Annotated in this window: 20 protein-coding genes and 1 other RNA gene; 13 read left to right on the forward strand and 8 right to left on the reverse strand. The window is 69.6% G+C overall.

The genetic code is table 11. The features are described from left to right. Positions 1–10: 10 nt before the first annotated feature. Entirely contained in the window at positions 11–1,027 is a 1,017-nt protein-coding gene (locus ABSL23_RS08445; protein WP_353633393.1) for a hypothetical protein, read from the reverse strand. A gap of 104 nt (positions 1,028–1,131) precedes the next feature. On the opposite strand from ABSL23_RS08445, the gene ffs reads away from it, so the two are divergent. Next, positions 1,132–1,443: signal recognition particle sRNA (ffs, locus tag ABSL23_RS08450), an RNA gene on the forward strand. A gap of 81 nt (positions 1,444–1,524) precedes the next feature. Here ffs and ABSL23_RS08455 read toward each other — a convergent pair. The 5 genes from ABSL23_RS08455 to ABSL23_RS08475 form a co-directional block, all read right to left on the reverse strand. Continuing rightward, a complete protein-coding gene (locus ABSL23_RS08455) occupies positions 1,525–2,172 on the reverse strand; it encodes a hypothetical protein (RefSeq protein ID WP_353633394.1) in 648 nt (215 codons plus the stop codon). After that, a complete protein-coding gene (locus ABSL23_RS08460) occupies positions 2,165–3,040 on the reverse strand; it encodes a GAF domain-containing protein (protein WP_353633395.1) in 876 nt (291 codons plus the stop codon). The genes ABSL23_RS08455 and ABSL23_RS08460 overlap by 8 nt, the downstream gene beginning before the upstream one ends. 147 nt (positions 3,041–3,187) lie before the next feature. Continuing rightward, complete coding sequence (locus ABSL23_RS08465) at positions 3,188–4,054, reverse strand: mechanosensitive ion channel family protein (RefSeq protein ID WP_353633396.1); 867 nt, start codon at positions 4,052–4,054, stop codon at positions 3,188–3,190. Continuing rightward, positions 4,054–4,296 (reverse strand): YhbY family RNA-binding protein, encoded by a 243-nt coding sequence (locus ABSL23_RS08470; RefSeq protein WP_353633397.1) that lies wholly within the window; start codon positions 4,294–4,296, stop codon positions 4,054–4,056. The genes ABSL23_RS08465 and ABSL23_RS08470 overlap by 1 nt, the downstream gene beginning before the upstream one ends. A gap of 53 nt (positions 4,297–4,349) precedes the next feature. After that, positions 4,350–4,625, reverse strand: coding sequence for a ribonuclease P protein component 4 (locus tag ABSL23_RS08475; RefSeq protein ID WP_353633398.1), 276 nt, complete (start codon positions 4,623–4,625; stop codon positions 4,350–4,352). 73 nt (positions 4,626–4,698) lie between these two features. On the opposite strand from ABSL23_RS08475, the gene ABSL23_RS08480 reads away from it, so the two are divergent. Together ABSL23_RS08480 and ABSL23_RS08485 are read left to right on the forward strand one after the other, a co-directional pair. Then, positions 4,699–5,784 carry a glycosyltransferase gene (locus ABSL23_RS08480; protein WP_353633399.1) on the forward strand — a complete coding sequence of 362 codons (1,086 nt, stop codon included), beginning with the start codon at positions 4,699–4,701 and terminating at the stop codon, positions 5,782–5,784. A 1-nt stretch (position 5,785) separates the two neighbouring features. After that, entirely contained in the window at positions 5,786–6,895 is a 1,110-nt protein-coding gene (locus ABSL23_RS08485; RefSeq protein ID WP_353633400.1) for a glycosyltransferase, read from the forward strand. On the opposite strand, the gene ABSL23_RS08490 is transcribed toward ABSL23_RS08485, so the two are convergent. Together ABSL23_RS08490 and ABSL23_RS08495 are read right to left on the reverse strand one after the other, a co-directional pair. After that, positions 6,892–7,299: a hypothetical protein gene (locus tag ABSL23_RS08490; RefSeq protein WP_353633401.1), complete on the reverse strand. Its 408-nt coding sequence runs from the start codon at positions 7,297–7,299 to the stop codon at positions 6,892–6,894. The two genes, ABSL23_RS08485 and ABSL23_RS08490, sit on opposite strands and share 4 nt — an antisense overlap. A 60-nt stretch (positions 7,300–7,359) precedes the next feature. Further along, positions 7,360–8,115, reverse strand: a complete 756-nt coding sequence (locus tag ABSL23_RS08495) for a DUF2797 domain-containing protein (RefSeq protein ID WP_353633402.1) — start codon at positions 8,113–8,115, stop codon at positions 7,360–7,362. Positions 8,116–8,233: 118 nt separating this feature from the next. On the opposite strand from ABSL23_RS08495, the gene ABSL23_RS08500 reads away from it, so the two are divergent. The 10 genes from ABSL23_RS08500 to ABSL23_RS08545 all read left to right on the forward strand — a co-directional run bounded on the left by ABSL23_RS08500 (position 8,234) and on the right by ABSL23_RS08545 (position 17,513). Next, complete coding sequence (locus ABSL23_RS08500) at positions 8,234–8,848, forward strand: VOC family protein (RefSeq protein ID WP_353633403.1); 615 nt, start codon at positions 8,234–8,236, stop codon at positions 8,846–8,848. A 27-nt stretch (positions 8,849–8,875) separates the two neighbouring features. Beyond that, positions 8,876–9,829: a VOC family protein gene (locus tag ABSL23_RS08505; RefSeq protein WP_353633404.1), complete on the forward strand. Its 954-nt coding sequence runs from the start codon at positions 8,876–8,878 to the stop codon at positions 9,827–9,829. Then, a complete protein-coding gene (locus ABSL23_RS08510; RefSeq protein WP_353633405.1) occupies positions 9,822–10,475 on the forward strand; it encodes an alpha/beta fold hydrolase in 654 nt (217 codons plus the stop codon). Before ABSL23_RS08505 ends, ABSL23_RS08510 begins: the two co-directional genes overlap by 8 nt. Positions 10,476–10,675: 200 nt before the next feature. Continuing rightward, the gene (locus ABSL23_RS08515; protein WP_353633406.1) at positions 10,676–11,083 is read left to right on the forward strand and encodes a DoxX family protein; all 408 of its coding nucleotides are present in this window, start codon (positions 10,676–10,678) and stop codon (positions 11,081–11,083) included. 378 nt (positions 11,084–11,461) lie between these two features. Continuing rightward, on the forward strand, positions 11,462–12,844 hold the full coding sequence (locus ABSL23_RS08520) for an ammonium transporter (protein ID WP_353633407.1): 1,383 nt from the start codon (positions 11,462–11,464) through the stop codon (positions 12,842–12,844). Then, on the forward strand, positions 12,837–13,190 hold the full coding sequence (locus ABSL23_RS08525) for a P-II family nitrogen regulator (protein ID WP_082687156.1): 354 nt from the start codon (positions 12,837–12,839) through the stop codon (positions 13,188–13,190). Before ABSL23_RS08520 ends, ABSL23_RS08525 begins: the two co-directional genes overlap by 8 nt. A gap of 124 nt (positions 13,191–13,314) precedes the next feature. Continuing rightward, complete coding sequence (locus ABSL23_RS08530; protein ID WP_353633408.1) at positions 13,315–14,571, forward strand: branched-chain amino acid ABC transporter permease; 1,257 nt, start codon at positions 13,315–13,317, stop codon at positions 14,569–14,571. After that, positions 14,568–15,884: a branched-chain amino acid ABC transporter permease gene (locus ABSL23_RS08535; protein ID WP_353633409.1), complete on the forward strand. Its 1,317-nt coding sequence runs from the start codon at positions 14,568–14,570 to the stop codon at positions 15,882–15,884. The genes ABSL23_RS08530 and ABSL23_RS08535 overlap by 4 nt, the downstream gene beginning before the upstream one ends. After that, on the forward strand, positions 15,877–16,767 hold the full coding sequence (locus tag ABSL23_RS08540) for an ABC transporter ATP-binding protein (protein ID WP_353633410.1): 891 nt from the start codon (positions 15,877–15,879) through the stop codon (positions 16,765–16,767). Before ABSL23_RS08535 ends, ABSL23_RS08540 begins: the two co-directional genes overlap by 8 nt. After that, positions 16,764–17,513 (forward strand): ABC transporter ATP-binding protein, encoded by a 750-nt coding sequence (locus ABSL23_RS08545; RefSeq protein ID WP_059056204.1) that lies wholly within the window; start codon positions 16,764–16,766, stop codon positions 17,511–17,513. Before ABSL23_RS08540 ends, ABSL23_RS08545 begins: the two co-directional genes overlap by 4 nt. The last annotated feature ends 1 nt before the right edge of the window (position 17,514 follow it).

Genomic DNA, 17,514 nt, shown 5'->3' on the forward strand with positions numbered 1-17,514 from the left:
CGGCCGCCCGCTACGCCGGCCACGCCGCCGCGAGGTCTGCGAGGAAGTCCGCGTACGCGCCGACGGCCGCGTCCCACTCCTCGCCGCCCGCGCGGCAGGCGTCCGCCAGCTCGTCGAGGCGCTTGCCGTCGTGTTCGGAGACCAGGCACAGCATCTGGTAGGCGGTGGACTCGGCGGGCGTCGCGCCGTCGTCGGCCTCGCGGACGAGCCGCCGCACCCGCTCCGGGGCCATCTCCATCGTGATGCCCGACCCCGGAATCGTCTTCGCCATCTTCGGGTAGCCGTCCAGCCCCGGAACCATGCGCGTGAACAGCCCCTCGAAGGCGGGCTCGAACGGCGTCTTCGCCGCGTAGTAGTCGTTCGCGAGCGCGTGCTCGTCGACGCCGAGCACGAACACCGTCTGGTCGTAGCCCCCGGCGACCGTCGGATGGGGGAAGTCGGCGAGACAGAGCAGTTCCGCCGCCCGGCTCCCGAAGTCGGTGCTGCCGGTCGCGTCCGCGGGCGGCTGCTGGTCGTCGTCGTAGGCCGCGCGCACCCGCCGCACCCACTCGGTCGGCTCCACGTCGAACGTCGGGCCGTCCTCGAACTCGACGTGCGGCGCCAGCCGGAACGCCGTCTGCAGCACGTCGCGGTCGTCGTACTGCGTGCGCACCTCGCCGCCGTACCCGATTCGGTCGAGGAACGTCCGGTAGTCGTCTGCGAGTTCGCGGACCGCGTCGAGGTCGCGGCCGTCGCTGGCGTACTTCTCGTAGTCCGCCAGTAGGAACTGCGCGTCGAAGCCCGCCTCGTGGAAGCGCTCGACGGCGTACATCTGCGCGAGCGTGCCGACGTGCGGCGGCCCGGTGAGGCCCGCGCTCGCGACGAACAGCGTGTCTCGGTCACCCGCCTGCCGGAGCGCGTCCGCGTCGGTCGTCGCGACGAACGCGCGGTCCGCCAGCGACGCCGACAGCGACCCGACGCCGACGTCCGGGCGGTCGTAGTCGAACTCCTCGCGCACGGCCTCGTAGTGGTCACGTAGGGCGGACACGTCCGGCGATTCCGCCGCCCGCTCTAAAGTGTTAACGCGCTACGCGGTACCGTGCGACAAACGACGCGTCCCGAAAGGCCCTTAAGAGGGAGTCATCTACGTGAAAATGGACTAGGCCGGGCGGTTTGGCCCCGCCCCTTCCCGCGAGACAGCCATCAGCGGGGGCCGAAATCCGGGGGCGTCCGGTAGACCCGTTCGGGCCCCGGAAGCCAACGTGGAAGCCTCGTCCTTCGGGGACGGCGGTCCGCGGCGCGCACCTGCAGGGGTGTCGTCGTCGCGGTTCGACGGTGCCACTCCGTCAGGCACGGAAGTGAGCAGCGGAGCACCGAACGCTCGTCGCTCGGAGGGTCGCGGGGTGGAGAAGGCGACCGGGACTACCCGGACAGGAACGCCGGGCCACCTCGGCCCGTCCGTCATTCATACGCACCTTTTACAGCCGCGAGCCGACGGCTCGCGACTGCAAAATCTACGCTAAAACACCGCGCGGCTCTCGTCTCTTACTCCGTCACGTCGAAGTCCACCCACTCGCGGGGCTGGTCGGGGACGCCGCGGGCGCGCAGCTGTTGGCCGCTCTCGGTCTCGCGGACGTCGATGCGCGCCGAGCAGAACTGCGTAATCGTGCTCACGGTTTGCTCGTCGTGCATTCCGGGGTCGATGCAGAACACGCCGACGCCGTCGACGGCGTCGATGCGACCGACGAGCGTGTGCACGAACCGCGAGACGGTCTTGAGGTCGCCGAACGACAGCAGCGTGGACACCGAGAACAGGCCGGTGCGCACGCGCTCGACGCCGGACTCCCGGAACGTCCGGTAGACGTCCGAGTAGCGCATCCCGATACCCGTTAAATCCGACGGCCCCGACACCGACAGCACCTGCGCGGGGACGTTCTGGTCGTCGTCGCCCACGCAGTCGAGGATGGCGGCGCGGTCCTCGTCGAGTTCGAACCCGCTGCGCGCCCAGTCGTCGGCGATGCGGCCGGCGCGCTGGTTCGTGCTGACGAGAATCGCGCCCTCCTCGGGCGGCCCGGAGAGCATCCGGAACGCGAGGTAGCGCGTGCCGGCGTGGGACGGCCCGGCGACGAGCACGGTCGTCCCCGGCCGGAGCGACGCCAGCGGCAACCCCGTGAACTCGTAGTTCTCAGTCATCCGCCTCACCCCCCGCGTCGCGGATGCGGCGGCGCAGCGACAGCTGCTCCATCGCCTCGTCGCCGAGCAGCGACAGGAGCTCGCGGTCGCGGTCGTCGAAGCCCCGCGGCTCGTCGTCGTAGATACAGAACGTGCCGATTGCTCGTCCCTCGGGCGTCACGAGCGGCGCGCTCGCGTAGAACCGGATGTTCGCGGCCGCCAGCCCCTCGTTGTCCGCGAAGCGCGGGTCGTCCTGCACGTCCTCGACGACGGTCACGCCGTCGTCCAGGATCGCGTACGTGCAGACGGTGTCCTCGCGGTCCATCGGGTCGAAGCTGACGCCGTGACACGACAGGAACTCCTCGCTGTGCGCGTCGATGATGCCGACTGCGGCCGCGTCCACGCCGAACAGCGCGGTCGCGAGTTCGGTCAGCCGGTCCAGCGACGACCCCAGTTCCGCGGGGTCGGCGGCGTACTGTTCGAGCGCGGCGACCCGCGCGCCCTCGTCCTCGGGGAGCGGGTACGCGGTCTGACTGCGGAACGCGAGCGCGTGCTCGACCACCGAGACGAGTTCGCCGTGGTTGCCGTCCTTCTGCACGTACTCGGCGACGACGGAGCCGAACGCGCCGGTGTCGACGCCGTCCAGCGGCGTCGCCGTGAACAGCACGCACGCCGCGTCGGGGTAGCGCTCGCGCACCGTCTCCGCGAGTTCGAGGCCGGTGCCGTCGGGGAGCCCGTACTCGGTGACCACGCACTCGACGACGTGCTCGCCGAGCGCGTCGTCCGCCCCGGCCAGCGACCCGGCCTCGACGACGTCGAAGCCGGCGTCCGCGAGCGCGGCCGCCGTGCGCTCGCGGGCTGGCGTCTCGGGGTCCACGCAGAGAATCATACGCTCCGTACACTATCCGGCCCCGTAAAATTTCGTGCTTGCCGGCGCCGCTCGACCCTTCGAAGCCGTCACCCCTCTATCACGTCAACAGCCGTACTGTTCTCGGGGACGGGAGTCGCACAGAAGAGCGGCAGACAGCGCGGGCGGCTATTCGAGGTGGTCGGTCGCGGGCGACCCCGATACCTCGACCTCGCCGTTCAGGGTGCGAATCGGGTACGGGATGTCGATGCCCGCCTCGTCGAAGCGCTCCTTGACCGACTGGACGTACTCGCTGCGGGTCTTCACGAAGTCCGACCGCGAGGGGTTGTCGATCCAGAACCGGGACTTCAGGCCGACGTAGGAGTCCCCGAGCTCGGTCAGTCGCACCGTCACGCCGGGGTCGTCGAGGATGCCGTCGTGGGCCTCGGCCTCTTCGACGATGATTTCGGTGGCCTCGTCGATGTCGTCGTCGTAGCCGATGCCGAACAGGAACTGCTGGCGGAGCTTCTCCTTCGCCACCGGGTTCTTGATGACGTCGTCCGTGAGATTCGAGTTCGGCACCGTCAGCAGTTCGTTGTCGAACGTGCGCACGCGAGTGACGCGGAGGCTGATGTCCTCGACGACGCCGGCGTTGTCGTCCCACTCGATCCAGTCGTCGATGCGGAACGGCTCGTCGGTGTAGATGAACACGCCCGCGACGAAGTTCTTGATGACGTCCTGCATCGCGAAGCCGATGGCGAGCGTCGCCGCGGCGGCGATGGTCGCGAGGCTCGTCAGGAAGTTCCCGTAGCCCGCGAACCCGAACGCCACGGAGACCGCGACGAACAGCACCGCGAAGTTCACGAGCTTCTGGAGGGGTCTGCGGGCGTGCGCGTCGAGGTCGCGGCGGCGGAGCACGCGGTCGAACAGCGGCCGCACCACCACCTTCCCGACGAGGTAGATGGCGACGAACGCCGCGACGAAGTAGAGGAACTGCGTGACCGCGCCCGCGTACTGCGGCACGAGGTCCTCGACGAACGGCAGCGGGTCCACCATTACTGGTACACCGCCGTGTTGCCGCGCGTCTCCACGACGTCGCCGCCCGAGAGGTCCGCGAGTTCGTCGGCCAACTCCTCCGTGGAGCCGTCGCCGCGCGCCGACCGCAGGAACTTCACCTTCACGACGTCGCGGTCGTCGAGCTGGTCCGAGAGTTCGTCCGCGACCGCGTCCACGCCCGCCTTCCCCACCCAGACCGTGACGTCGGCCTCGTGGGCTTGCTTCGCTAAGTCCTCGCTCATGGTCTACAGACAGTTCAGGGCGCGAGGCTTTGAAACTTGTTGCATCGCGGCCGCTACTCGTAGGGGTACCGAGACTGGTGGCCGCAGTCGCAGGTGACGACGACGTGGCCGTCCTGCGTGCGGACGCGGGCGTTCCGCCCGGGAATCAGGTAGGCGTCGCAGGCGTCGCAGGTGAACCGCCGGAACTCGCGGGGGAACTGGAGCCGGTTGCGTTCCGCGAGCCGGCGCGCCAGCCGGACGTACTCGCGGGCGCGGTCGTCGTCGCCCTCGCGGGCCGCTCGCCGCGCGAGGTCGTGCAGTCGCTCGATTCGCTCCGCCGCGATGGACATGTCTACGGGCAGGCGTGGCCGCCCGAAGACAGTTCCGGTAGGGTTATCGGCGGCGGTCGGTTTGCGTCGGGTAATGCGGGCGCTGAACTACCTCGAGTTCGAGGACCGCCTCCGCGGGGGCATCGTGACGGCGACGCGCCAGCAGCGCAAAGCCCTCGCGACGACGGACGTCGAGGTGGTGGAGTCGCCGTGGCGCGCCGGCGACCCGGTGCGGTCGCTGGGCGCGCTGTTCGCCGGCGACGGCTACTTCGAGGACTACGACGTCGCGCACTGCAACCTCGTCGGGCCGGGCAGCGTCGCGGTCGCGCGGCACGCCCGACGGAACGACATCCCGCTGGTCCTGCACGCCCACGTCACGAAGGAGGACTTCGCGGAGTCCTTCCGCGGGTCGTCGACGGTCGCTCCCGCGCTGGAACCGTACCTGCGGTGGTTCTACTCGCAGGCCGACCTCGTGGTCTGCCCCAGCGACTACACGAGAGGCGTCCTCGAATCCTACCCCGTGGACGCCCCCATCAAGCAGCTCTCGAACGGCGTGGACGTCGAGAGCCTCGAAGGGTACGACCAGTTCCGCGAGGACACCCGCGAGCGCTTCGACCTCGACGGCATGGTCGTGTACGCCGTCGGCGAGGTGTTCGAGCGCAAGGGCCTCACGACGTTCTGCGAACTCGCGAAGGCCACCGACTACGACTTCGCGTGGTTCGGCCCCTACGACGAGGGGCCGCAGGCCGGCAAAGCCACGAAGAAGTGGGTGAACAATCCGCCCGAGAACGTGACGTTCACGGGCTACATGGAAGACAAGCGCGCCGCGTTCGGCGCGGGCGACGTCTACCTCTTCCCCGCGAAAGTCGAGAATCAGGGCATCGCGGTGCTGGAGGCGATGGCCTGCGGGAAGCCCGTGGTCCTCCGGGACATCGACGTGTTCCGGGAGTTCTTCACGGACGGCGAGGACTGTCTCATGTGCTCGACGTTCGAGGAGTTCCGCGAGGCGCTCGAACGCCTCGCCGGCGACCCCGACCTCCGGGCGCGCCTCGGCGCGAACGCCCGGGAGACCGCCGAGTCCCACAGCCTCGCGCGGGTCGGCGACGAGCTCGAAGCCGCGTACCGCGACCTCGCGGCCGGCGTCCCCCCGGAAGCGGTCGCCGGCGACGCGGAGGGGTAGCGTGACCGGCGAGTTGCCGACCGTCGCGGCGTTCACCGACTCCTACCTGCCGACGGTCAACGGCGTCACGTACACGGTCTCGACGTGGCACGAGCGCTGGCGGTCGCGGGGCGGCGAGATGCCGGTCGTCTACCCGCGCGCGGACTACGACGCCGGGCCGGCGGAACACGCGGTGCCGAGCCTCCCGTTCCCGTTCTACGAGGGCTACCGGATGGCGCTCCCGCGCACGCCGAGCGCCGTCGCAGACCTCGACGTGGACGTCGTGCACGCGCACACGCCGTTCGGCCTCGGGCTCGCCGGCCTGCGGTTCGCGCGCAAGCACGACCTGCCGTTCGTCGCGTCCTACCACACGCCCACTGCGGAGTACGCCAACTACGTCGTCCCCGACGCGGCGACCGGCGTGGTTCGGCGCGCCAGCGAGGGCTGGGAGCGGTGGTTCCTCGACCACGCCGACCTCGTGTTGACGCCGAGCGAGCGCACCCGCGACCACGTCTGGGACCTCGGCGTCGACGCGCCGGTGGAACCGCTCCCGAACGGCGTCGACGTGCAGACGTTCCGACCGGTCGACACCGCCGACTTCCGCGCGCGCCACGACCTCCCCGAGGACGAACTACTGGTCGGCTACACGGGCCGCCACGGCTACGAGAAGTGTCTCTCGGACCTGCTCGCGGCCGCGGAGGGACTGGACGCGACGGTCGTCTTCGGCGGGGACGGCCCCGCCCGCGGCGACCTCGAAGCCGAGGCCCGCGAGCGCGACGTCGACGCGCGCTTCCTCGGGTTCCTCGACCGCGAGGAGCTCCCGGCGTTCTACGCCGCGCTGGACGCGTTCGCGTTCCCCAGCCCCGTCGAGACCGAGGGCCTGGTCGCGCTCGAAGCGAACGCCTGCGGGACGCCGGTCGCGGGCGTGAACGCCGGCGCGCTCGCGGAGACCATCGACGACGGCGAGACCGGCTACCACTACGAGCGCGGCGACGTCGACGGCTTCCGCGCGGCCATCGAGCGCACGCTCGACGAGCGCGAGCGCCTCGCCCAGAACTGCCTGTCGCGGCGCGAGCAGATTAGCGTCGAGCGCGCAATCGACGAGTTAGAAGAGCTGTACCGCGACCTCTAGTCTTCGAGCGCGTTCGCGATGCGGTCGAGCTTGTTGTTCGTGCGCTCCAGTTCCTTGCGGAGCTGTTCGAGCTCGCGCTCGACCTTCTCGCTGGTGCCGCCCTCGGAGTCCTCGCCGCGGCCGCCGCCCATGCCCGGCGGGCCGCCACCGCCGCCCATCATGCCGCCCATCATCTGCGCGAACGGGTTGCCGCCGCCACCGCCGCCGCCCATGCCCGGCGGGCCGCCACCGCCGCCGCCCATCGCTTCTTCCATGCGCTCGCGGGGGCCGCCCTCGCCGTCCTCGCCCTCGTCGCGCTCCTGCGCGCGCTCTTGGCGGATCTCCTCGACGCGCTCTCGGAAGGACTTCTCCTCCCCGTCGTCGCCGTTCTCGGCTCCGTCGTTCTGGGATTCGTCGTCTGCCATACCAACGCGTTCATCGCCCGCACTGAAAAAAGCCGCTTTCCACCGCGCGCCTCGCCGGCGTTAGAACGCGCCGAGGCTCGACTGGCGGTCTCGGCTGCTCGCGCCCTCCGTGACGTCGTACCCGACGAGGTCGCGCATGTCCACGGCGTACGTCGTCCCGCCGCGCTCCAGCGCGAGCACGCGCCCCTTCGTCCCGAGTACCGTCCCCGTGAGCATCGTCTCCGCGACGGGCCGGCTGTCGAAGGCCAGCCCGTAGTCGAAGTCGAAGCGCTCGATGGGGTCGTACGCCGCGACGAGCGACTCCCACGCCGCCTCGTCGACGGCCTCCGCGAACCCCCGAATCTTGGTGGGGACGCGCACGCGGTCGGGAATCTCCTCGGCGATGCCGTACTCGATTTGCCGCGCGCGCTTGCCGTCCTCGACGGTCCGGATGTGGGCCGCGCGGTCCGCGCCCTGCTCGCGCAGCCGCGTGTCCAGACGCCACGAGCGCGTCACCCCCACCTTGAACGTGTCCGGCGCGAACGCCGCCAGATAGATTGCGTGCTCCTCGTGGCACGAGTCGAGGGGCATCGCGCAGTTACCGACGCAGCGCGCGCACGGCCACGTCGACGTGTGCTCGTCGCAGTACGGCGCGTCCGCGTTCCCGCAGGCCTCGTGGACACCCTCGTCGGTGGCGCCCGCGCAGTGGCGCTCGCCGAGCGTGTACGCCAGCGACTCGCCCGCCAGCAGCGGCACGCGCTCGACGCGCCCCTCGCTGGCGACGCGCAGCGCGGCCGACCCCTCGCCGGGCGTCGTCTCGTACCCCACAATCTGCACGCTCGGGGGTACGCCGCTCCCGGATAAAGCGGTGGCGTTCGCCCGCCGATGACGTGCGTGTCACCCGGTGGCGTCGACACCCGCGAGCGCTTATCCGGGCGGCGCGCCTACTGGGCGTATGGCAGACGAATCCATTCCGGTCTCCGCGGAAGCGCCCGACAGCCCGTTCCAGACCACGGGCACCGACCACATCACCATCTGGGGGAGCAACCCCGACGACACCATCGCGTTCTACCGCGACCTGCTCGGGATGCCCCTCGTGCTGCGGCAGCCGAACCTCGACGACCCCTCGCAGACGCACCTGTTCTTCGACACCGGCGACGGCCGCATCCTCACCGTCTTCGTCAGCGACGACCGCGCGTCGAACCGCGGCCGCATCCCCACGCAGACCGGGAGCGTCCACCACCTATCCTTCTCCATCGCGGCGGAGGACTTCGAGGACGTCATGGAAGCCCTGGAAGAGGCTGGCCACGGCTACAACGTCTTCGACCGCGGCATCTTCTTCTCGCTGTACACGCAGGACAACAACGGCCTCATCATCGAACTCTCGGCGGACAAGTACGACATCCCGGACGACCGCCGCGGCGAAGTGCTGGCGACCGCCCAGCGCCTCCGCGAGGAGGACGGCGCGGACTTCGCGGAGGACCGCCACATGAAGCAGGCGCTCGAAGAGCTCGGCCTCGACGCCGAGCCCGCGGACCTGCCCGACGCCTCCACCGGCGTCGGCTACTGAACGCCCCCGTTTCGATTCTCCCAACTCGTGCTCACTGACACGCCCGGCATCCACCACGTCACCGGCCTCGTCGAGTCCGCCCAGCGCAACGTCGACTTCTACGTCGGCACGCTCGGGCTGCGGCTCGTCAAGCGCACGGTCAACCAGAACGACATGCTGCGCTACCACCTCTTCTACGGGAACGAGACCGGCGACCCCGGGACGGTGTTGACGTGCTTCCCGTACCCGAACGAGGCGCCGGGCCGCGTCGGCAAACCCCAGATTGCGGCGGTGGCGTTCGCCGTCCCCGAGGGGTCGCTGCCGTACTGGCGCGGCCGGCTCGCCAACCACGGGGTGGACGCAGTCGGAGCCGACAGCCGGTTCGGCGACCGCGTGCTGCGGTTCACGGATCCGGACGGCACGAACGTCGAACTCGTGGAGGGCGACGCGCCCGTGGAACCGTGGACCGGCGGCCCAGTCCCCGAGGCGTACGCGATTCGGGGCGTCCACAGCGTCACCGCGCTCCCGACGAACCCGTACACGACCGGTGCGCTGCTGGAGACGCTGGGCTTCGAACTCGCGGGCGAGGAGCGCACGCGCGACGAGACGCGCATTCGCTACGAGGCAGACGGCGAATATGCGACCGTCATTGACCTGCTGGACCGTCCGACGACGGAGTTCGGACGCGAGGGCACGGGCTCGATTCAGCACGTCGCCGTGCGCGCCGACAGCGTCGACGAACTGTACGAGTGGCACGAGTTCCTCCGGGAGCGCGACTACGACGTCTCGCGCGTGCACGACCGGTACTTCTTCCACTCGCTGTACGTCCGCGAACCCGGCGGCATCCTCTTCGAACTCGCCACGGAGAAGCCCGGGCTCGCCGTCGACGAGGACGCCGCCGAACTCGGGGAGTCGCTCGTATTGCCCGACCAGTTCGTCGAGGACCGCGACCTCATCGAGCGCCAACTTCCGCCGCTGTCGGTCCCGTACCTGGATGACTGACGGCGACCCGCACGCCGACCAGCCGGTGGTCACCGCGGGCGCACCTGCGTCCGTGGCGGACGCCGTGGTCGTCCTGCTGCACGGGCGCGGCGCGACCGCGCAGGGCGTGGTGAACCTCGCGGAACCGCTGTACCGCCACGGCGTGACGTTCGTCGCCCCCGACGCCGCGCGCAGCCGGTGGTACCCGTACTCGTCGTTCGCGCCGGTCGAGCGCAACGAACCGCACGTCTCCTCGGCGCTCGCGGCCGTCGACCGCGCCCTCGGCGACGTGCGCGAGTGGGGCGTATCCGTCGAGGACGTGGTGCTGTTCGGGTTCTCACAGGGCGCGTGCATCGCCAGCGAGTACGCCGCGCGCAACCCCCGCCGATACGGCGGCGTCGCGGCGTTGAGCGGCGGTCTGCTCGGCGAGGACGTCGACCCCGGTGCCTACGACGGCTCGCTGGACGGCGCGCGGGTCTTCCTCGGCGTCGGCGACAGCGACCCGAGCGTGCCCGTCGAGCGCGTCCGCGAGACCCGCGAGGTCTTCGAGGCGCTCGGCGGAACTGTCACCGAGCGCGTCTACGCGGGCGTCGGCCACGAGGTCACCGACGACGAGTTCGCGGTCGTCGGGTCGTGGCTCGACGGTATCGTCGGCGAGACGGGCTGAGAACCGATTCTGCGCGCGTCTTCGCAGCCGTCCAACCAGTCAGCGACACGCGTGTCACCCGGTGGCCCGACTGTCGCCAAACGTACAAGTGGGTTCCGGGACGAACCAAGTAACGTGATGAAAGCTACTGTCCAGACGACAGCCGACGCGGCTGCATCGCTCGACGACCACACCCGCCTCGGAGCGGAGGTGTCGGCCTGATGGCGGCCGCCGACGTCCTCCTGCTGGTCGCGCGCGTGCTGTTCGGCGGCGTCCTCGCGTTCATGGGGCTCAACCACTTCAACCAACTCGAAGGGATGACCGGCTACGCCGAACACAAGGGCCTGCCGGCGCCGAAGCTCTCGGTGCTGGCCTCCGGTGCGGTGCTCGTGCTCGGCGGCCTCTCGGTCGCGGCGGGCGTCCTCCCCGTCGTCGGCGCCGTCGCGCTCGCGGCGTTCCTCGTGGTCTCCGCGCTCACGATGCACGACTTCTGGGCGGTCCCCGAGGACCAACAGCAGGACGAGATGACCGGCTTCCTGAAGAACGCCGCCCTCGCCGGCGGCGCGCTCGCCCTCGCGGCGTCCGCCACGACCGGCTGGGCGTACAGCGTCGGTCTCACGCTCTTCTAGCGGCCCCCGAGACGACGCGCCCGTTCGCTGGGTAGACGCGGTTTTTGCCAGCGACTCCGGCGAAATTATATTCGTTTCGCGCGTGGGACGCGTGTACGCGCTGTTCATCGAGAAGAATTGGACGAATAGAAGGAAAGAATCCCGATTAGTTTAGAATATTGTTGGTTCGTCCTTATACACTCACTATACTACTATCACGAGGCCATTCGATTAGGCGTTTATACGTTAGCCTTTTGTATGGGAGCGTGGTGTCCAGCGATGTGACGGATTCAATGCCCGAACGTGGAGTAATCTCAGCGATTAGTGGTCGTATTCTGCAAGAATTGCACAGTCCGGTGAACGGAGTCTCGGCGCGCGGGCGCCCGGAGGGGGTCGCCGATGCTTGAGGGAGCGCTCCTCGCGCAGGCGGACCCGGCGTCCGTCGTCAGCGGCGTCAACACGGTCTGGACGCTCGTGGTCTGCTTCCTCATCTTCTTCATGCAGCCCGGCTTCGCGCTGCTGGAGGCGGGGCAGGTGCGGGCGAAGAACGTCGCCAACGTCCTGATGAAGAACCTCATGGACTGGGGGATGGGCGTGCTCGTGTTCTTCGTGCTCGGGCTCGGCGTCTACGGGCTCGCTGGTGCGGTCACCACGCCGGACCTCGCAGTGAGCGTCTCCGGGGCGTTCTCGTACATCAACGACCCGAGCGCGTGGATCGGCTCGTACCTGTTCAGCGCCGTGTTCGCGATGACCGCCGCGACCATCGTCAGCGGGGCGGTCGCCGAGCGCATCAAGTTCAAGGCGTACATCTTCTACTCCATCGGCCTCACGGCGTTCATCTACCCGGTCATCGCTGGGTTCGCGTGGGGCGGCACCGGCCTGCTGTCCAGCGCCGGCTACCTCGGACAGGCAATCGGCGTCGGCTTCCAGGACTTCGCCGGCGCGACGGTCGTCCACATGCTCGGCGGCGTCGCCGGCCTCGTCGGCGCGTACATGGTCGGCCCGCGCCGCGGCCGCTACGACTCCGAAGGCAACAGCCAGCCGATTCCCGGTCACTCCATCACGCTGGCCGTGCTCGGGACGTTCATCCTCGCGTTCGGCTGGTACGGCTTCAACGTCGGCACGCAGGCCGCGATTCTCAGCGTCACGGACGGCGCGCTCGCGTTCAACGGTGACGCGCTCGGCCGCGTCGCGCTCAACACCACGCTCGGCATGGGCGGCGGCGCGGTCGCCGCCGCGCTCGTGACCGGCTGGTCGGACGGCAAACCCGACCCGCTGTTCACAGCCAGCGGCCTGCTCGCCGGCCTCGTCGCGGTCACGGGCGCCGTTCCCCACGTCACGTGGTACGGCGGCCTCATCCTCGGCATCATCGGCGGCGCGCAGGCGCCCATCGTCTACCGCTGGGTCACGGACAAGCTCAAGATCGATGACGTCGCGGCCGTCTTCCCCGTCCACGGGAGCGCGGGCGCGATCGGCACGCTGCTGATTCCGGTGTTCGCTGTCGACGGCTTCTCGGCGTCGCAGCTCGCGATGCAGGCGGCCGGCATCACCGTCATCGTCGTCTGGACCGTCGTCACGACGGCGATCGTGTTCAAAATCGCTGATATCGCTGTCGGGCTGCGCCCCGACGAGGACGACGAGGACATCGGGCTCGACCGCAGCGAACACGGGTACACGGCGTACCCCGAGTTCGTGGACACCGCCGGCGACGGCGGCGTCACGGTCACCAGCGGGGACAGTGCTATGGCTACCGACGGCAGTGGGGTGAACGAAGATGACTGAAAGCGACATCGAACTCGTGATTGCGGTTATCCGGCCGGACAAGCTCTCGGAAGCGAAGCAGGCGCTGGCGGAGGTCGGCGCGCCCAGTCTCACCGTCTCGGACGTGAGCGGGCGCGGCAGCCAGCCCGCGATGACCGAGCAGTGGCGCGGCGAGGAGTACACGGTGGACCTCCACCAGAAGGTGAAAATCGAGATCGTCGTCGCGGACATCGACGCCGAGGACGTCGCGGAGGCGCTCAGCGACGCCGCCCACACGGGTGAACCGGGCGACGGCAAGATATTCATCGTCCCGGTCTCGGAGGCCTACCAGATTCGTACCGGCGAGACGGGCGTCGACGCGGTCTGACGCGCGCACCGCCACCGATTTTCTCGCGCAACCCGCCCGAAGCGGCGGCGACTGGCAAATACTACCACGTCGAACGAGCGTTATTTATCCCTCCGTGTCTGAGCGTACCACGAGAGACTCACACATGGACGCGAACGCAACAGTAGAACGCGGACTCCGGGCCGCGCGGGGCAGTCCCGGCGCGGCCGTCGTCTGGACGGTCGCGGCCGTCCTCTTCTTGGACCTGCTCGCGAAGCTCGCGGGCGTCTCCCTCGGCCCCTTCGAGACGCCGTGGTTCGCCCTCTGGTTCGGCGGGGACGTCGCCATCAGCGAGGCCGCGGGGCTGGCGTGGAGCGGCATCGTCATCGGCGCCGTCATCGGCCTCGCGAGCATCGGCCTGTCGCTGACGTACAGCATCCTCAACTTCGCGAACTTCGCGCACGGCGACTACCTCACCGCGGGCGCGTTCTCCGGGTGGGCGGTCACGTACGTCATCGCGGGCGTCGGCGGCCTGCTCGCGCTCGGCGAGACGGCGCTCAACGCCGTCACCGGCCTCGGGCAGTCCCATCTCGGTGACGCCGACCTCGTCTCGCTGGTGTTGCTGCGGACGCCGCCGCTTGACGCCGGCGCGAACATCTGGCTGTCGCCGCTGGCCATCGTCGTCGGGCTCGTCGTCGCCGTCGCGATGACCGTCGCCGTCGCGCTCGCGCTCGACCGGTTCGTCTACCGGCCGATGCGCGACGCCGACGGCATCTCCCTGCTCATCGCGTCCATCGGCGTGGCGTTCCTGCTCCGCTACCTCGTGGCGTTCGTCTTCGGGAACAACCGCCGCATCGTCACCTCCACCGACCAGCTCCCGTCGCTGAACGTCGCGGAGGCGGTGACGGACGCGCTGCCGTTCCTCGGCCCGGCCCGCGGCTCCATCATCGTCGACCTCCACGAGGTCACGCTCGTCGTCGTCGCGGCGCTGCTGATGGTCGGCCTCCACGTCCTCCTCCAGCAGACGAAACTCGGGAAGGCGATGCGCGCGATGGCGGACAACCGCGCGCTCGCGCAAGTCACTGGCATCCCGACCGAGCGCGTCATCAAGTCCACGTGGCTCATCGGCGCCGGGCTGACGGGCGCCGCCGGCTACCTGCTCGTGCTCTCGCAGGGCGGGCTCGGCTTCCAGACCGGCTGGCTGCTGTTGCTGCTCATCTTCGCGGCGGTCATCATGGGCGGCATCGGCTCCATCTACGGCGCCATCGCGGGCGGGCTCGTCATCGGGCTCGCGAGCCGCGTGTCGCTGGTCTGGCTGCAGGGCGACCTCTCGTCGTTCGCCCGGCCGACCGCGTTCGCGCTCATGATTCTCATCCTCCTCTTCCGGCCGTCGGGCATCTTCGGCGGGGTGAAGACCGCATGAGCGAGTCCGCCACGCGGGACAGTCTGGAGCCGCTCCGGAAGCTGTTCGCGCGCGACGCCGCGAAAGTCACCGCGATGTTCCTCGGCATCTGGGCGCTGTTCTACGCGTTCGGCCTCGCGCTCGGCTACGGGAACAACGGCCTGCTCGCGCTCGTGCGCCGCGTGACGTTCCTGTCGGCGGTGTACGGCATCGTCGTGCTCGCGCTGAACATCCAGTGGGGGTACGCGGGCCTGTTCAACATCGGCGTCGCGGGGTTCATGGCGGTCGGCGCGTACACCGCCGCGATGCTCTCCAGTGCGCCGTCCGGGATGCCGCCCGGGCTGGGGCTGCCGCTGCCCGTCGGCATCCTCGGCGGGATGCTCGCGGCGACCGTCGTCGGGCTGGTCGCGGCGCTGCCCGCGCTCCGCCTGAAAGCCGACTACCTCGCCATCGTCACGGTCGCGCTCTCGGAAATCATCCGCATCGTCTACAACACGCCCGCGTTCGCGGACATCACGGGCGGCGCGAGCGGGTTCGACAACCTCCCGACGAGTCCCGTCAACACGCTGCTGTTGCGCGACCCGACGAGTACCATCTCGGAACCGACCGCGGTCGGGTCGGTGGTGTTCTCCCTCTTCGAGCAGTTCGGCATCCAGCGGTTCACCGCCATCAACACCGTCTACACCGTCGGCGTGCTGGTGGCGCTGCTCGTCGTCTACCTGATTCTGGAGCGCACCGGGAAGTCCCCGTACGGCCGCGTGCTGAAGGCCATCCGCGAGGACGAGACGGCCGCGCAGTCGCTGGGCAAGGACACCCAGAACTTCAAGGTGCGCGCGTTCGCGCTCGGCTGCGGGCTGATGGGGCTGGCGGGCATCCTCTGGTTCGCGATGGGGCCGCGCGCGTCGATTACGCCGACGGCGTTCCGCCCGAACATCACGTTCTACATCTTCATCGCGCTCATCATCGGCGGCGCCGGCTCGAACACGGGGAGCGTGCTCGGCGGCGCGCTGTTCGCCAGCCTGCTGTTCGAGGCGCCGCCGGTCGTCCGCAACATCATCACGGACGCCTTCGACGTCTCCGCGGACCCCGCGAACCTCGTGGAGGCGCTGGCGCCCATCGTCAGCGGCAACCTCGCGCCGCTGGCGGGGTTCCTGTTGAACAACATCGACACGCTCCGGTTCATGGGCATGGGGCTGTTGCTCGTGGTGCTCGTCCAGCGCCGTCCCGACGGCCTGCTCGGCGCGCGCAAGGAGACCGCCGCCGGCGTCTCGCTGGCCGCGGACACGCGCCCGGGCGGTCAGTCCGCCGCGAACGGGGGTGACGACGATGAGTGACGCCGGCGACGACATCGCCGACGCCGAAGTCCCGGAGGACGTAGACGTTCCCGAGGACCTCGAACCCGAGAGCGCCGACTCCGAAATCGAGGAGGGCGCGAAGGAGGTTCCCCGCGGCCTCCCGCTGCGCGTCGAGGGGCTGCGCAAGGAGTTCGGCGGCATCACCGCCGTCGATGGCGCGTCCTTCGAGGTCGAGGAGGGGTCGCTGACGGGGCTCATCGGGCCGAACGGCGCGGGGAAGTCCACGACGTTCAACTGCATCACGGGCGTCCACGAGCCGACCGCCGGCGACGTCTACTTCCGCGGCGAGGAAATCACGGGCCTCCAGCCCCACGAGGTCGCCCAACGCGGGCTCGTGCGGACGTTCCAGATTGCGCGCGAACTCGACGAGATGACCGTCCTCGAGAACGTGATGCTCGCGCCGGGCGGGCAGAAGGGCGAGTCCATCGCGCGCTCGGTCGTCCCGGGGCTGCGCGGCGGCGTCGTCGACCAGGAACGCGACCTCCGCGAGGAGGCCTGGGAGACGCTGGAGTTCTTCGAACTCGACCACCTCGCGGCCGAGTACGCCGGCAACCTCTCGGGCGGCCAGCGCAAGCTCCTCGAACTGGCGCGCGCGCTGATGACCGACCCCGACGTGATGTTGCTGGACGAGCCGTTCGCGGGCGTCAACCCCACGCTAGAAGAGAAGCTCCTCGACCGCATCCACGACCTCCGCGAGCAGGGGCTGACGTTCCTGCTCGTCGAACACGACATGGACCTCATCATGGAGAACTGCGAGCACGTCGTCGTCATGCACCAGGGGCGGGTCCTCGACGAGGGGCCGCCCGCACAGATACAGGACAACGAGGAAGTCATCGAGGCCTACCTCGGGGGGAACGTATGAGCGAGCACGCCTCCCGCGAGTCGGCGCTCCCGGACGACGAGACCGGCATCCTCGCGGTCCGCGACCTCGACGCCGGCTACGGCGACCTCCAGGTGCTGTCTGACGTGGCGCTGGACGTCCGCGACGGCGAGTACGTCACCATCGTCGGGCCGAACGGCGCCGGGAAGTCCACCGTGATGAAGTCCGTCTTCGGGCTGACGACGTACATGGGCGGCTCGATTACGTTCCAGGACGCGCCAATTCACGAGCTCCCGCCCGAGGAGATTATCCACGAGGGCATCGGCTACGTTCCCCAGAACGAGAACGTCTTCGCGGGGCTGTCCGTGCGCGAGAACCTCGAGATGGGCGCGTACATCCTCGACGACGTGCCCGAGCAGCGGATTCGCTCCGTCTACGAGCGCTTCCCGATTCTCGAGGAGCGCGCCACCCAGAAGGCGGGGTCGCTGTCGGGCGGCCAACAGCAGATGCTGGCGATGGGGCGCGCGCTGATGCTCGACCCCGACCTGTTGATGCTGGACGAGCCCTCGGCGGGGCTGGCGCCGGACCTCGTCGACGAGATGTTCGACCGCATCGACCGCATCAACGACGACGGCACCTCCGTGCTGATGGTCGAGCAGAACGCCAAGGAGGCGCTGCGCCGCTGCGACCGCGGCTACGTCCTCGTCAACGGCGAGAACAGTTACATGGACGACGGCGACGCCCTCCTCGACGACGAGGAGGTCCGCCGAGAGTTCCTCGGCGGCTGAG

This window comes from Halobacterium sp. NMX12-1, from assembly GCF_040435975.1.
Classification (GTDB): domain Archaea; phylum Halobacteriota; class Halobacteria; order Halobacteriales; family Halobacteriaceae; genus Halobacterium; species Halobacterium hubeiense.

Bases quoted from the DNA above. Each gene is read 5' to 3' on its own strand.
- ABSL23_RS08455 (WP_353633394.1), bottom strand. From the start codon at position 2,172: ATGACTGAGAACTACGAGTTCACGGGGTTGCCGCTGGCGTCGCTCCGG.
- ABSL23_RS08460 (WP_353633395.1), bottom strand. From the start codon at position 3,040: ATGATTCTCTGCGTGGACCCCGAGACGCCAGCCCGCGAGCGCACGGCG.
- ABSL23_RS08465 (WP_353633396.1), bottom strand. From the start codon at position 4,054: ATGGTGGACCCGCTGCCGTTCGTCGAGGACCTCGTGCCGCAGTACGCG.
- ABSL23_RS08470 (WP_353633397.1), bottom strand. From the start codon at position 4,296: ATGAGCGAGGACTTAGCGAAGCAAGCCCACGAGGCCGACGTCACGGTC.
- ABSL23_RS08475 (WP_353633398.1), bottom strand. From the start codon at position 4,625: ATGTCCATCGCGGCGGAGCGAATCGAGCGACTGCACGACCTCGCGCGG.
- ABSL23_RS08480 (WP_353633399.1), top strand. From the start codon at position 4,699: ATGCGGGCGCTGAACTACCTCGAGTTCGAGGACCGCCTCCGCGGGGGC.
- ABSL23_RS08490 (WP_353633401.1), bottom strand. From the start codon at position 7,299: ATGGCAGACGACGAATCCCAGAACGACGGAGCCGAGAACGGCGACGAC.
- ABSL23_RS08500 (WP_353633403.1), top strand. From the start codon at position 8,234: ATGGCAGACGAATCCATTCCGGTCTCCGCGGAAGCGCCCGACAGCCCG.
- ABSL23_RS08510 (WP_353633405.1), top strand. From the start codon at position 9,822: ATGACTGACGGCGACCCGCACGCCGACCAGCCGGTGGTCACCGCGGGC.
- ABSL23_RS08515 (WP_353633406.1), top strand. From the start codon at position 10,676: ATGGCGGCCGCCGACGTCCTCCTGCTGGTCGCGCGCGTGCTGTTCGGC.
- ABSL23_RS08520 (WP_353633407.1), top strand. From the start codon at position 11,462: ATGCTTGAGGGAGCGCTCCTCGCGCAGGCGGACCCGGCGTCCGTCGTC.
- ABSL23_RS08525 (WP_082687156.1), top strand. From the start codon at position 12,837: ATGACTGAAAGCGACATCGAACTCGTGATTGCGGTTATCCGGCCGGAC.
- ABSL23_RS08530 (WP_353633408.1), top strand. From the start codon at position 13,315: ATGGACGCGAACGCAACAGTAGAACGCGGACTCCGGGCCGCGCGGGGC.
- ABSL23_RS08535 (WP_353633409.1), top strand. From the start codon at position 14,568: ATGAGCGAGTCCGCCACGCGGGACAGTCTGGAGCCGCTCCGGAAGCTG.
- ABSL23_RS08540 (WP_353633410.1), top strand. From the start codon at position 15,877: ATGAGTGACGCCGGCGACGACATCGCCGACGCCGAAGTCCCGGAGGAC.
- ABSL23_RS08545 (WP_059056204.1), top strand. From the start codon at position 16,764: ATGAGCGAGCACGCCTCCCGCGAGTCGGCGCTCCCGGACGACGAGACC.